Raw genomic sequence first — 13,134 nt, forward strand, 5'->3', positions numbered from 1 at the left:
GACTGGCCGTCTCCCTCTCGCCTTTTGCTTAGAGAAGGGCCGGCGATGACCTTGCTTACGTACTTTGCGGCGATGGGCCGGATCTTGCGACGCGGGAGCGGCCGCGTCTATCGTTTCGAGGGCGCGACGGCGCCTGCAGCCGGCTTGCGCGTGACGGACTGGGGATCGCCGGATTCGCCGTTCCGCGGACCCGAAGAGGCCCGCCTTGCCGAAGAGAGAAGCCGACAGGCCTTCAATCTCTGGTGCGGCTGGGTCCTCATCGCGTTCTAGTCTGCGGACCGCCTTTTGCGCTTGGGCTGCTTCAGAACAGGCTCTCGACGATCGTGTCGAACCTGTAGCCGTAGCCCCGTTCCGTCTTGATCAAAGCACCGCCGGCGGGATGCGCCGAAAGCTTTCGTCTCAGCCGGAGGACCTGAACATCGATGCTCCGATCGAAGATGTCCTCATGGGTGCGCGTCGCGCGCATGAGATGCAGTCTGGAGAGCGCTCGGCCGGGAGCATCGAGAAAGGCGGTGAGAAGAGCATATTCCTTCTTGGTCAGCACGACTTCCGCGCCTGAAGGATCAGTCAATGTTCGCAAGGTGTGCCGCAATTCCCAGCCCTGGAACCTGTATCCGCCGCGCGGCGAAGGTCCGGTGAGCCGACGCCCGAATTCCTGGCGCCGGAGGATTGCGCGTATCCGGGCGAGGAGTTCCCTCGGGCTGAACGGCTCGGGGAGGAGATCGTCTGCGCCGAGTTCGAAGGCAAGGACGCGGTCGATCTCGTCTCGCGCCGTCTGCGTGATCAGGATGACGGGAACATTGGAGCGTGCCCGGACCTGGCGGAGAATGTCGAATCCGCCTGCAGCTACGTGCCTGGCGTCGAGAATGACGAGGCTGAACTGATCGGACTGGAGATGGCGCGGGGCGTCGCGCGCCGTCGTCGCCACCGTGGCGCAGCGCTGCTCCGCCAGTGGGTCGAGGATCTGGGCCCGCGCGCAGGGATCGTCATCGATGACGAGAAGGCGACCAAGCGGGGCCGGAGGGACCGGCGCCATCGCCGGAGGGGCAAGCCCCGGCGACATGTCGGAGAAGTGATACATGACGTCTACTCTTTCAACCTGAGGGTTCGGCGCGAGCCGCGCTCGCGCCGAACCTGCGATGTCCTGTGGCCGGGCAGACCGCCCGCCCGTCGATCAGAAACCGTGCGCCTTGCGCAGAATCTCTCCAGCCCGTTCCCCGATGATCGCGCACGGCGCCTGGGTATTCCCGGTGGTGACCCGCGGCATGATCGACCCGTCGGCGATGCGCAGGCCGTCGATGCCGTAGACGTTCAGCCTGTGGTCGACGACCGACATGGGATCGCGGCCCATCTTTGCGGTGCAGGTCTGATGCCAATAGGTCACGGCCGAGTTGCGGATATAGTCCTCCAGCGCGTCACGGGTGAGGCTGCCCGGCATGACCTCTCTTGTGACATAAGGCCGGAAGGATTGCGCATTGCCAAGGTCACGGCACAGCTCGACGCAGCGGGCCGCGGCCTCGACGTCGATCGGGTCCGACAGCATGTTTGCGTCGATGGTGATCGGCGCCATCGGATCCGCGCTTTGCAGGAGCAGGCGACCGCGGCTCGCCGGTCTGGCGAGGCCCGCGAACATGGTCCAGCCATGCTCTGGAACACCAAGCGCTGCGGTCCGCTCGCTGGGAACCGGAAACTCCACCTGACAGAAGAGCAGGTCCGGAGCTTCGAGATCGGGACGGCTTTTCCAGTAGAGCGTTGCCTCGCTGCCGCTGTTGCGCGGTGCGATCGGCTCCGCATATTCCCAGATGCAACCGAAGGAGACGTGATCCTGAAGGTTGCGGCCGACGCCGGGCAGGTGCTGGACAAGCGGTATGCCGAAGCGGGCGAGTTCCTCGCGATCGCCGATCCCGGAATGCATAAGGACCTTGGGCGTGTGCATGGCGCCGAGCGACAGCACGACCTCGCTTCGGGCGCCGATCGTCGAAATCTGTCCGCCTCGGGCGATCTCGACCCCTGTGGCGCGCTTCCCGTCCAAGGTTACGCGCCGCACCGTCGCGCCGGTCAATACGGTCAGATTGGGGCGATCGAGCACCGGATGCACGTAGGCACGGTACAATGAGTGGCGCCGCCCGTCCCGAACGAGCATGTCGCTGATCGCTGCACCGCCGGATCCCTCCATCATCGCGCCGTTCGGCGAATCGAAGGTGGGGATGTCGAGCTCTGCCGCGGCCGCGAGCATTGCGTGCGCGATCGGGCTCGGATCGCTCGCCGGCTGGACCCAGACGGGACCCGTCGTGCCGCGATAATCCGGGTCGGGTGCACCCTGCCAGTACTCGATCCGCCGGTAGATCGAGAGCACGTTCTCGTATCCCCATTCGGCATCTCCGGCCTCTTCGGCGAAGTGGTCCCAGTCGCTGCGATGTCCGCGCGCCCAGACCATGACGTTGATGCTCGAGCCGCCGCCGAGCGCCTTGCCCATCGACATCGACAGCGAACGATTATTCAGGTGCGGGTTCGGCTCCGCCTGAAAGCCCCAGTCCCGCTCGCTACCGAGGTTCGTCGGCCATTGCGCGGGATCGAGCACCGCCGCGACGTCGTCGCTTCCGCCGGCCTCGAGCAGCAGCACATCCACGTCGGGGTTCTCCGCCAGCCGCCTTGCGAGAACCGAACCTGACGCGCCCGCGCCGCAGACGATGAAATCATAATTCGGTTTCAGGTTGGCGGTCAGCCGCTCCTGGTTCTCGCGCCCGCGTCGGGCAAGGTCCAGCTCTTCTTGATGGTGCGCAATCATCCTTGGATCTCCTTCGAAAGCGGATCCTCCGCTGTTCGCAGCCACGCAATCCGGGCGGGCGTCCGTCCGTGTCTCACCTGGAACCATGCGCCCTGAGAGCGCGCGGCACGTGCCTGCACCGCTTGGGTCCGGCTCGGTCTCCGGCACGTGAGCGGCCGGAGGAGAACCAGACCCAAGAAACAGGCGTATCCCGTTTCCGCGGCGCTGGTGAAATATCAAATCTATCAATTCTATCAAGTCTAATAATTAGAGCATGTCGCTTTTTCTCCGGATCGCCGTGGTCGTGGCGCGCGGGCACGATGGCAGGCGTGCGCCCCCCGCCGTTGGTAGGCCAATCGTGAGCGTCTCCCCGGCGACGCGTTCGGGTCCGGATGGATGAGGCGGTTGGAACAGTTCCGCCGGCGATCACATGTTCCGTCCCCGGGACGTTGGCGGGCCTGCTCGGCCAATGTTCGGCAACCCGCCGCGGCTGGTGAGATCCGCCGACACGAACATTACCTCAGGCGTGGCGGCGGGCCGGGATCGGGCGACGGTCAGGACGCCTGCGCCGAGTTCGCGAAGCAGGCGAACCGTCGCGGCACCCGGTCCCGCGCGTCCCTGAGGTGACGAGCGCACGTTTGCCGGCCGGGTCGAGGCAGGGGTTCAAAGGCCGACCTCCAGCCGCGTGATGTGGTTGCCGGTCAGCCGAAACTGGAAGGTGAGAATGGCAGGACTGGACGGGAACCGACCGATCAGCCTCGCGCGGACTCGAAGGACCCCGTCCTGCTCCACCGATTCCAGCGGTTCCGTCACATGCTCGTATTTCGCCTTGGTCTCGCGCCACCAGCCCTCGATGGCTTGGTGCCCGGCGAACGTTCGCTTCTCGTCCTCGACGATGCCGTCTGGGGCGAACGGCCGGGCAAGAGCCTCCGGGTCGCTTGCCCGGTCGGCCTCGAAGTAGCGTTGAACAGGGTCTGGCAGTGTCATTTCGCGTGTTCCTTCTGCTTCTTGCCTGGTGGTTGCCCGGAAGTAGGCCTGGACAGCTGTGCCGATAAGCGGGATGAAATAGGACGAGGCGTTTCGAAAGGCAGGATAATGCGGGGACCTGGACTTGGTGATCTGGACGCAGTCATTGCCGTGTCCAGGCGCGGATCCTTTCGGGCCGCTGCCCTCGATCTGGGCATGTCCACCACGGCATTGAGCAATGCAGTCGCTAAGCTGGAGGCGGGCCTTGGTGCGCGGCTGTTCAATAGGACGACGCGGAGCGTGGCATTGACGGATGCCGGCCGATCCTTCGTCGGGCAGGTGGGGCCGGCGCTCCAGGAGATACACGGTGCAATGGATATGGTGCGATCGCACCAGGAGACACCTTCGGGCACGCTGCGCATCAATGCCTTCGCCACGGCAGCGCGGGAGATCCTGCCGCCGCTCATCCTCGAGTTCCTGCGGCGTTACCCGGCCGTGCATGTCGATCTGGTCACCGAAGGAAAGCTCGTCGATATCGTCGCCGCCGGTTTCGACCTCGGGGTTCGTGCCGCCAATCTCGTGCCGACCGACATGATCGCGGTGCCGGTCGGGCGTGCGCAACGCTACGCCGTCGTCGGCTCGCCGGCATATTTCCAAACGCGAAAGCGGCCGATCAATCCGCTCGATCTGCTCGAACACAGCTGCATCCGCATTCGTTTGCCGAACGGCGCCCTGTTCAGATGGGTCTTCGAGAAGAACGGGGAGACGGTCCAGCTTGATGTCGACGGCCGGATTACCCTCGATGAGGCAAGCCTCTCCCGCGCGGTGATCCTCGACGGAATGGGGCTCGGCTTCTTCATGGAGCCGGACGTGCTCGCCGACATCGAAGCGGGGCATATGGTGCGTGTCCTGGAAGACTGGACGCCGCCGCTCCCGGGGCTGTGCCTCTATTATCCCGGGCGGCGCAATGCCTCGGCTGCGCTCAAGGCGTTCGTCGGCCTCGCCCGGGAGCTTCGGGCCAAGGCAGAGGCTTCGGACGCACGAGGGAACATGGCCGCTCGCACCGGCCGGTCGCGATCCGGCGGTACGGCGTGACAGGCGCAGTTTCGGGACCAGCGATCCGGCGGTGGCGGCCAACTCGCCCCACTGGTCAAAGCTCGCTTTCCGCCGGGCCTTGTCGCCCATCCTGTGCTGCAAGCATCCTGACGGGAGTGGCGATCGGGCTCCTACCGTCGGGATGACGGGCGGCTGCAGCCGCCCGCCCGCCCACCGGACACAAGGCAAGCGGGCCTGAGCGCAAACACGTCGCTGCGGCGTGTTATCGAGAATATACGTCGCGGCTCGGCTCGGATTGCGGGCTATCGTGTTCCTTTTGCACGGACACCCTCTGCAAGAGCTGGGCATGTGCGTTCTGCTTCGCGTCCGCCATGCACTTGTCGACCGATCGTCTGATTATCCGGTCAAATCCGCACACCCATCGCGCAGCACGGCCGATGCGCCGTTCGAGCCTGCGTTGTCCGGTGGCGGAGCCGAGGTCGAGATCATCGATGCGGACGATCGTGGTTCGGGGCTCTTCGAGGGGATCGGCGGCGGAAGCCGATCCTGGCTGGACCAGGATCGCTGCGCCGGCGGCCATCACGCCCAAATTCCACAACAACAAGCGGGTGAAAGTTCCTGAATTCATTTCCTATACTCACATCTGTTCATCGATGTGAGTCGAAGTAATCGCCGCCTGTTTCAGCATCGCTGCAGATCGGCCGGATGTTATGGCAATTGTAGTGGCTTGATGGCAAGACTATATTGGCAACTATTATCACGCCTTGCAACCGGCATTCGGAGATGCGCCCGATGTCAGGCTTTTCTAAGCCTTTTCGTGATGGCGAAGGCGGCAAATCCGATGATCAGGCCCCAGAAGGCCGATCCGAGCCCCAGCAGGGTCATGCCCGATCCGGTCGCAAGGAAGGTCAGGATGGCCGGCTCGCGATCGTCCTCTCCGGACAGCATGGCGCCGGCCGCGCCGGTCAGTGCGGGAACGAGGGCTAGGCCGGTCAGCGCGGCGATGACGCTGTGCGGCAAGGCGAGGAACAGACGGACCAGTCCCGGCGACCAGAGTGCCAGGCCAAGATAGAAGCCGGCGTAGAGCATCCCAACGACCCAGCGCCTCTCCCGGTCCGGGTGGGCCTCGGCATTGGTGCAGATTGCCGCAGTGATGGCGGCGAGGTTTACGGAATGGGCGCCGAACGGTGCCCCGACGAGGGTGGCGAGGCCGGTGCCGACGAGAAGCGGTGCAGGGCGCGGCGAATAGCCCGCGCTGCGCAGAACCAGGAGCCCGGGAAGATTCTGCGACGCGAGCGTGACGAGGAACAGGGGGAGGCCCACGCTGACGAGCGTTCGCGGATCTAATGCCGGAGCAACGGGCGCCAGCATGCCGAATGTCTCGCCTTCAGGCAGGGGCGACAGAGCATTCCTGAGAAGAGTGAGCGCAATTCCGCCGACCAGGACCAGCAAGAGCGCGTGGAGCGGAACGTACCGACGGGCGACCACGAAGACGGCCAGGAGGATGAGGATCAGGAGCGGGTCGTCCGCCGTCAGCCGAAACAGCTCGAGACAGAAGGGCAGCAGGACGCCGGCGAGCATCGCCGACGCGATCGAGCCCGGGATGCGTTCCGCGAGCCGGGTCAACGGCGGGACTGCGCCGAGGACCATCATCAACAGGCCGGAAGCGAGAAAGGCGGCGACGGCGAAGGGCCAGGACAGGCCCGGCGCGGCCGCGAGCAACGCGGCGCCCGGTGTCGACCATGCGAGGATCACGGGCATGCGAAGCCGGAATGAAAGAGTTGCGCCAGCGATCGCGATCCCGAGGCACAAGGCGGTAATCGCCGAGCCGATCTGCTCGACGGAGGCGCCCATATTCCCCATCGCCTGCACGACCAGCGCAATCGTGCCGCCGAACCCGACGAGGGCAGCGACCAGAGCCGACGACCATGCGGCGGCCGGTGGGAATTTCTCAGGCAACACTCTTCTCCCGTCGGAGCGACGCCGCGCAGGGTGGCGGCACTGCTGCCGACGGCTCGGTTGGCACCCGCAGATATCGCGCGCCGCATGGTTCGAAAAGCAGGAGCGGTGCCTATGAACTCGCCTCGCCGCGCTGAAACGGGTCTCGCCGCCGTCGTGGTAGGGGAGGGCAGAACCCGTGGGTCAGAGTCCGGCGCCTCCGCCTCGACCGTCCCGGAAGGTCGCAACAAGCGCCCGGGAAGCGTGCAGGCTGACTCGAAAAGGCGCGGGAGTCTCCCGGGAACACCGCGCCGGCAGCTGCCCGGAGGCCGCCCATCGCTCTGCTTTTGCGGGCTCAGGCGACCGGGATTGCCCGGCCAGCATGCCGGCACAGTCTCGCCCGAAACCTTTCTCGGGATTCACATGCGCTCCGGGATCGTGACGACAAGTTCCTGGTAGCCGTGGATGAAGCAGGACGCTGTCCTTTTCGGCGGCGCCGTCACGTCGATCCGCCGGAAACGCTTGAGAATTTCTTCCCAGAGGATCCGTACCTGCAGTTCCGCCGCGCGGGCGCCGATGCACCGGTGGATCCCGGCACCCAAAGCCAGTTGGCGGCGCGCATTCTGCCGATCGATCATGAACGCGTCGCCGTCCGCAAACATCGCCTCGTCCCGATTGGCGGACAGGTACCAGAGAACGACCTTGTCGCCCTTGCGGATCCGATGTCCCTTGAAGTCGACGTCGCGGGTGGCCGTGCGGCGCATGTGAGCGAGCGGCGTCTGCCAGCGGAATATTTCGGGGGCGAGGTTGCGTACGAGCTCGGACTCCGCGCGAAGCTTCTCCAGCTCTTCGGGAAAGCGATCGAACGCAACGACGCTGCCGCTGATGCTGTTGCGTGTCGTGTCGTTGCCGCCGACGAGAAGAAGCAGGATGTTCCCGTGGAACTCCGCCTTTGCCATGGTTCGGGTCTCCGGCCGACTTGCGAGCAGCGATACGAGGTCGCCTCCGGCGGGATTTCTGATCCGCTCCTCCCAGATCGCGTCGAACATGGCGAAGCATTCCTGCAGTGCGGCGAGCTTCGTCTCGATCGTCGGGAAGAGCGGATGCCCGGGGAGTGCGACCGCAGCCTCGGACCAGCGAATGAGGTCGCGTGCCCGCGCCTGGGGAACGCCGAGCAGCAGCGCGAGCGTGCGGGCGGTGAGCCCGATCGAAACGCGATCGACCCAGTCGAAGGGCGCACCGACCGGCAGATCGTCGAGGATCTCGGCGCACCACAGCCGCACCTGATCGCCGAGCGAGTTCATCCGTTCGAGGGAAAAGGCCGGTGCGACCGCCTTCCGCTGCTCGCCGTGCCGCGGCGGATCCATGGAGATGAAGGCAGGGAAGAATTGCGGCTCGTCGGGATGGGAGGCGATGGTGATGCCGCCGTTGAAATGATCTGAAGAAAAGGTCTCGTGGTCGAGTTCGATCGCCTCGACATCCTTGTGGCGCGTTATCGACCAATAGGCGCCGTACAGTCCGTCGGCGCAATGATGGACCGGCGCCTCGCATCGAAGCCGCTGCAGGCCATGCTCGGCCACACCCAGTTCGAAATAGTCCGGGCGCGCGACGTCCAGCTCTCCGATCGGCAGGCTGTCGATCTGTTCCTTGAGAGATTGCGCGTGTTCGGGAACGGTCCAGGCGACGGTCATCAGCACTTCTCCTAAAGGGCTCCATCTATGAAGTGCGCGCTACCGACACGTTGCGAGGCGCCGGTGCAGTGTTGCATTCGCAACAATCCGTCTCTGCGGACACGAAGACCTATGCGGAACTGAAATATCCAACGGCATCGATTTGCGCATACGCGCGCAAACTCACTAGCGAGACCTGGCTTCTGAAGAGAATAGATTGATAGAATGACGCACTTGATTACGATTGAAGCACCAATATGCTTTTGCGTCTCGATCCCCCGCCTTAATGTTCAGCGGCAATCGGCAACGGCCTTGTTGGCGATCCCGGCAGACGCCTGGCGCCTCTGCTGTCGAAGCTCGACCAAGGAGACAATCGTGAAACGCTCACCTCTTCGAAGGCACGTCGAAACCTCGCATGGGGTGATCTCGGTTCAGGACAATCAGCGGCCCGGCACGCCGCTCGTCATGGTGCATGGCAATTCCTCATGCGGCGCGGTGTTCGGCCGGCAATGGCAAGGGTCCCTGGCCGACAATCTGCGCTTGATCAGCCTCGATCTGCCCGGGCACGGCAGCTCCGCGAACGCCCTGGATCCGAAACGGACCTACACGCTGCCCGGTCTGGCGAGCGCGGTGACGGAGGTGCTTGGAAGCCTCGGCATCGACGAGGCGGTCCTCATGGGCTGGTCGCTCGGCGGCCATGTCGCGATCGAGATGATCGGTCTGTTTCCCGGGCTCCAGGGGCTGATCATCACCGGCACCCCACCGATCCGCCGCAACGGCTTCGCCGAGGGCTTCCTGGCCAATCCGGCCAAGCTGCCGGCAGCGAAGCGCGATCTCTCGGCCGATGACATCGAAGCCTTCGCGCGCGCGATGTTCGGAGAGCCGGTCGAGCCATTCCTGCGGGCAGCGATCGTGCGGTCCGACGGGAAGTTCCGGGAACGGCTGTTCGCGGCGGCCAAGGCCGGCGCAGGTATCGACCAGCGGGAAGCCGTCGAGAGAATGACGGTGCCGATCGCGGTGATCAACGGGAGCCGCGATCCCCTGGTCAACCTTGCCTATGTCGACAGCGTTCCGTTCGGAAGATTGTGGGGCGGAAAATGCCATCGTCTGGCCGGTGAAGGGCACGCGCCATTCTGGCATTCGGCGCCCGCCTATGACGCGCTCGTCGCCGACTTCATGGCGGATCTGTCTGGCAGGCTTTCCAGGGTCGCCTGAAGCCGCCCTGTAAGGTCGTCACACCCGGCCTGTGTCGCTGCCGCTTTCGGACCGGCTGCGCCGCTGCGGCAACCTTTTCAAGGATTTCACTGGATGATGAACATTCAGGCGCGGTCACGCCGTGCCCTTGGTGCTTCGACGCCCGCCTGGCGGCGCCGATGCCTCGCGCTCGTTGCCGGCTCTGCGGCCTTGACCCTGTTGCCGGCGACCGAAGCGCCGGCACTCCCGGGTGGCGGGGTCCCGAAATGGCAGACGCTCCCGGCGCCGCGGGCCTTGCCGCCCTTTGCAACGCAGGAGTATCTGAGCCGCGACGGCGCGCGCATCTGGTTCGGCAGCATCGGCAGCGGTAAGCCAGTCGTCCTTCTCCATGGCGGCTTGTCGAGTAGCCGCGCGTGGGGCGAGCAGGTGCCGGGGCTGGTGGCGAGCGGCTACCGCGTCATTCTGGTCGACAGCAGAGGCCATGGCCGCAGCACCCTCGGAGAGCGATCGCTAAGCTATGAGCTCCTGGCGAGCGACGTGCTTGCGATCATCGACTCATTACGGCTGCCAAGTCCCGCGATCGTGGGATGGAGCGACGGCGCAGTGACCGCCCTGACGCTTGCCATGCGCCATGGCGAGCGGCTCGGCCGGGTCTACGCCTTCGGCGCCAACATGGACCAGCGTGGAGTCCGACGCGGGGCAGGCGATGCGCCGATCCTGGCAGCGGTCGCACCGCGCCTCATGGCCGATTATCGGGCGCTTTCCCCTTCGCCGGAGGCGTTCGACCGCCTGAGTTCTGCCGTTCGCGCGATGCAGGCGGCCCAGCCTGACACGCCGCTGGCAGAACTCGCCGCGATCGGGGGACCTGCAGTGCTGATCGCAGGGGCAGACCATGACGAATTCATCACCCCCGGCCACCCCGGTTATCTTGCGAAGGCGATTCCCGGAGCCGCGCTCGAGATCTTCGCGGACGCGAGCCACTTTGCGCCGTGGCTATGCCCGCAGACCTTCACCCGCTCAGTGCTGGCGTTCCTCGATGGACGGCCCTCCTTTCGCACACGGGGCAAAAACAATCCAACTCTCCGGCGAAAGGTTGGCGGGACGATCGCTCCGCGGCAACGGCCCTGTCGTGACTAGGTATGCGAACGCGCCCCAGGCGCAATTCCCTTGCCGAACACGCTCGCAGAGCGTCGAGCGTCGGCAGCGGCGCGGACCCGAAAGTTGAATATGCGCCGGAACGCCCTTGCCGGTCTGTTGCTCCTCGTGGCTGCCGCGGCTCTGCTGCTCGGCGGAGCGCTCGCTTTGTGGCGTGTCCAAGGACCGTCTGCGATCGGGACTCGCTCCCGGGCCAGTCCGTAGCCAGCGCCCTATGCCGATCTGCCTGGCTCCTTCTCCTCGCGGGGAGACGTGCGCTCCCTGCTTGCCGGTGCGCGTGCCGGATCCGGCGCGCTGGTGCGGGTCGAAGCAGATCGTGTGGCTCGACCAGCTGTCGCAAACCGGAGGGCCTTGGGCCCCGGCCTGGTCTGTGCGGCCTGCGGCGAAGCACCAAGCCGAACCGCCAATAGGAGAAGACGCAAGTGGAAGATCAGGAGGCTTCGCGTGCTCGACGGATTTGAACGGTTGCAAGGGATTCAGGAGGTCGCCGACAGCCTTGGCATCACGCCGCGGACGCTGCGCCTGTACGAGGATCGAGGCTTGATCGCGCCCCAACGCATCGGAGCACAGAGAGTCTACTCGCACCGTGAGACCAATCGCATGCGGCGCATCATGAGGGGCAAGCGGCTCGGCTTCTCGCTTCGCCAGATCCGCGAGCTTCTCGCGCTCTATGATGCCGATCCGCGCCACGTCGCGCAGATGCGCGGACTTGCCGAGCGCTGCCGGGAGCGCATCGAGGACTTGCAGGCGCAGAAAGTCGCGCTGGAACTTACCTTGGATGAACTGGTGAGGATCGAGCGTGAAGCTTTGGCGGGGAACGTCGGCGTAGACGATCAAAAGCGCTGAGAAAGGCGCAACCCCGAAATCGGAAACGGGAGCGCCGCAGCCACATGATGACGCTGGCAGGCCACTGCGGCCGTTACCGACGACTTTTGGCGTGCTCGGCAAAATGCCTCGGCGTCAGTGCATATCAGTTGGGAGCTGATGAAGAACTAGGAGCCGAAGCGGCCGGCGTAATGGCTCGACACCGGCTTGCTCAGCGCCGGTGTCGACCCGAGGCTGCTGCGTCAGCCCGCACTGGATTTCGCGCGGGCTGCAAGTATCGAGATGGCGATGAGGCCGCCGATGATGCCGACATGCTCCATTGCGGTATGAAAGGCGATGGTTCGGGCGGGCTCTTCGGTAATCGACCAGAAATGGTGTACCAGGATCACCGTCAGCGCGGTGAATACCCCCAACGCGCCGGCGCCGAGCCAGACAAGCCTGTCGACGATGATCAGGAAGGATCCTCCGAGCTGAACGAGGATCGTCGCCACCGCGAACCAGAGTGCCGGCTCGAGCCCGAAATGCGCCATCTCGGCACGCGCTCCTGCGAAATCGATCAGCTTGATGAGCGCGCTTCCCCAAAAGGGAAAGGTGATCGCAAGCCTTGCGACAGGCGCGGCCGCGGGCAGTCGCAGGAGGCGTTCGATCGACTGAGACATGAGGTTACTCCCAATAATGATAATCTGCGAGCGATGCGGCTGCTGCCGTTGGCGAAAGGATCGAGGACGTGCCGTCAGGTATGACGAGCGCGCCCGCGACCCACTTCTTGCCGCCGGAATGGGCAGGCGCCTTCGGCCGCAAAGCCGAAAGCCCGATTGCCGGGCACCCTCTCGAGGAGCGGGTGTCCGGCGCTGATACGTGGCTGCCGCGGCAGGCCCGCGCGAGCGCGCCTGCCGTTCGTGTCGTTTTCGAAGTCAGCTCTGCCTGGTGAGCATGTTGTTGAGGGTCCGGTCGCCCGCCTGCCAGCGGCGGAGCGCATCGTGGGCGGCGGCACGCTGGTGCACTTTGATGCTCTCCAGCTGCTCGGGTTCGACCGCGAACTCGAGCGTCTGGCCGTCCGGATCCTCGACATAGAGCGAGTGGGCATAGCCGTGGTCGAAGGCGGAGCACTCGATGCCGGCTTCGCTGAGCCTGCTGCGAAGCTGGTCCTGCAGATCTCGATCCACCTTGAGCGCGAGGTGGACGAACAATCCCTGACGGTGCGCGGCATATTGCCGCTGGAGCGCGGGGTCGGCGAAGTTGAAGAATGAGAGGGCGCTGCCGTCGTCAAGCTCGTACAGCGCAAGGCTGAAATCGTGCGCGACACCGCCGATGATCTCGTGCTCGATCCAGAAACCGCTCAGCGCGATGCCGAGGATGTCCTCGTAGAAGTGCCGAGTCCGCTCCTGGTCGGAAGAGACGTAGGCGGCGTGATGAAAGCGGGGAAGGCGGCTTCGGCTATCGATGCTCGATCCCGCGCTATCCAGAATGATCGTGCTCATGATTTACTCCATTCGGCGGCAATATCGCCCGCCGGTCGCATAGTGTGCGTGGCAATCTACGAAGACGTTTCGATCCTGATGT

12 protein-coding genes are annotated in these 13,134 nt (G+C 65.0%); 4 read left to right on the forward strand and 8 right to left on the reverse strand.

Going from position 1 to position 13,134, the window contains the following annotated elements; genetic code table 11:
- Nucleotides 1–301: 301 nt before the first annotated feature.
- The 3 genes from C7I55_RS10410 to C7I55_RS10425 form a co-directional block, all read right to left on the reverse strand.
- Complete coding sequence (locus C7I55_RS10410; RefSeq protein ID WP_199192782.1) at nucleotides 302–1,081, reverse strand: response regulator transcription factor; 780 nt, start codon at nucleotides 1,079–1,081, stop codon at nucleotides 302–304.
- Nucleotides 1,082–1,174: 93 nt separating this feature from the next.
- A complete protein-coding gene (locus C7I55_RS10415) occupies nucleotides 1,175–2,788 on the reverse strand; it encodes a GMC family oxidoreductase (RefSeq protein ID WP_106512861.1) in 1,614 nt (537 codons plus the stop codon).
- Nucleotides 2,789–3,430: 642 nt separating this feature from the next.
- Complete coding sequence (locus C7I55_RS10425) at nucleotides 3,431–3,754, reverse strand: nuclear transport factor 2 family protein (protein ID WP_106512862.1); 324 nt, start codon at nucleotides 3,752–3,754, stop codon at nucleotides 3,431–3,433.
- A 108-nt stretch (nucleotides 3,755–3,862) separates the two neighbouring features.
- On the opposite strand from C7I55_RS10425, the gene C7I55_RS10430 reads away from it, so the two are divergent.
- Entirely contained in the window at nucleotides 3,863–4,828 is a 966-nt protein-coding gene (locus C7I55_RS10430) for a LysR family transcriptional regulator (RefSeq protein ID WP_106512863.1), read from the forward strand.
- A 223-nt stretch (nucleotides 4,829–5,051) separates the two neighbouring features.
- Here C7I55_RS10430 and C7I55_RS29460 read toward each other — a convergent pair whose 3' ends face one another.
- The 3 genes from C7I55_RS29460 to C7I55_RS10445 form a co-directional block, all read right to left on the reverse strand.
- Nucleotides 5,052–5,417 (reverse strand): UrcA family protein, encoded by a 366-nt coding sequence (locus C7I55_RS29460; RefSeq protein WP_106512864.1) that lies wholly within the window; start codon nucleotides 5,415–5,417, stop codon nucleotides 5,052–5,054.
- A 167-nt stretch (nucleotides 5,418–5,584) separates the two neighbouring features.
- Nucleotides 5,585–6,748: a benzoate/H(+) symporter BenE family transporter gene (locus C7I55_RS10440; protein WP_106512865.1), complete on the reverse strand. Its 1,164-nt coding sequence runs from the start codon at nucleotides 6,746–6,748 to the stop codon at nucleotides 5,585–5,587.
- A 398-nt stretch (nucleotides 6,749–7,146) separates the two neighbouring features.
- Complete coding sequence (locus C7I55_RS10445; protein ID WP_106512866.1) at nucleotides 7,147–8,418, reverse strand: cytochrome P450; 1,272 nt, start codon at nucleotides 8,416–8,418, stop codon at nucleotides 7,147–7,149.
- Nucleotides 8,419–8,772: 354 nt separating this feature from the next.
- Between C7I55_RS10445 and C7I55_RS10450 the strand changes: the two genes are divergently transcribed.
- The 3 genes from C7I55_RS10450 to C7I55_RS10460 all read left to right on the forward strand — a co-directional run bounded on the left by C7I55_RS10450 (nucleotide 8,773) and on the right by C7I55_RS10460 (nucleotide 11,592).
- Complete coding sequence (locus tag C7I55_RS10450) at nucleotides 8,773–9,612, forward strand: alpha/beta fold hydrolase (protein ID WP_199192784.1); 840 nt, start codon at nucleotides 8,773–8,775, stop codon at nucleotides 9,610–9,612.
- Between the two features lie 93 nt (nucleotides 9,613–9,705).
- On the forward strand, nucleotides 9,706–10,728 hold the full coding sequence (locus C7I55_RS10455; protein ID WP_106512868.1) for an alpha/beta fold hydrolase: 1,023 nt from the start codon (nucleotides 9,706–9,708) through the stop codon (nucleotides 10,726–10,728).
- A 462-nt stretch (nucleotides 10,729–11,190) separates the two neighbouring features.
- On the forward strand, nucleotides 11,191–11,592 hold the full coding sequence (locus C7I55_RS10460) for a MerR family transcriptional regulator (protein WP_106512869.1): 402 nt from the start codon (nucleotides 11,191–11,193) through the stop codon (nucleotides 11,590–11,592).
- Between the two features lie 221 nt (nucleotides 11,593–11,813).
- On the opposite strand, the gene C7I55_RS10465 is transcribed toward C7I55_RS10460, so the two are convergent.
- Both C7I55_RS10465 and C7I55_RS10475 read right to left on the reverse strand, forming a co-directional pair.
- Nucleotides 11,814–12,230, reverse strand: coding sequence for a DoxX family protein (locus tag C7I55_RS10465; protein ID WP_106512870.1), 417 nt, complete (start codon nucleotides 12,228–12,230; stop codon nucleotides 11,814–11,816).
- A gap of 255 nt (nucleotides 12,231–12,485) precedes the next feature.
- Nucleotides 12,486–13,052, reverse strand: a complete 567-nt coding sequence (locus tag C7I55_RS10475; protein ID WP_106512872.1) for a VOC family protein — start codon at nucleotides 13,050–13,052, stop codon at nucleotides 12,486–12,488.
- Nucleotides 13,053–13,134 lie beyond the last annotated feature (82 nt).

Origin of the sequence: Allosphingosinicella deserti, assembly GCF_003012735.1 — a bacterium.
GTDB lineage: Bacteria > Pseudomonadota > Alphaproteobacteria > Sphingomonadales > Sphingomonadaceae > Allosphingosinicella > Allosphingosinicella deserti.

Coding starts and splice junctions, on each gene's coding strand:
- C7I55_RS10465 (WP_106512870.1), bottom strand. CDS start 12,230: ATGTCTCAGTCGATCGAACGCCTCCTGCGACTGCCCGCGGCCGCGCCT.
- C7I55_RS10430 (WP_106512863.1), top strand. CDS start 3,863: ATGCGGGGACCTGGACTTGGTGATCTGGACGCAGTCATTGCCGTGTCC.
- C7I55_RS10475 (WP_106512872.1), bottom strand. CDS start 13,052: ATGAGCACGATCATTCTGGATAGCGCGGGATCGAGCATCGATAGCCGA.
- C7I55_RS10410 (WP_199192782.1), bottom strand. CDS start 1,081: ATGTATCACTTCTCCGACATGTCGCCGGGGCTTGCCCCTCCGGCGATG.
- C7I55_RS10425 (WP_106512862.1), bottom strand. CDS start 3,754: ATGACACTGCCAGACCCTGTTCAACGCTACTTCGAGGCCGACCGGGCA.
- C7I55_RS10455 (WP_106512868.1), top strand. CDS start 9,706: ATGATGAACATTCAGGCGCGGTCACGCCGTGCCCTTGGTGCTTCGACG.
- C7I55_RS29460 (WP_106512864.1), bottom strand. CDS start 5,417: ATGAATTCAGGAACTTTCACCCGCTTGTTGTTGTGGAATTTGGGCGTG.
- C7I55_RS10445 (WP_106512866.1), bottom strand. CDS start 8,418: ATGACCGTCGCCTGGACCGTTCCCGAACACGCGCAATCTCTCAAGGAA.
- C7I55_RS10415 (WP_106512861.1), bottom strand. CDS start 2,788: ATGATTGCGCACCATCAAGAAGAGCTGGACCTTGCCCGACGCGGGCGC.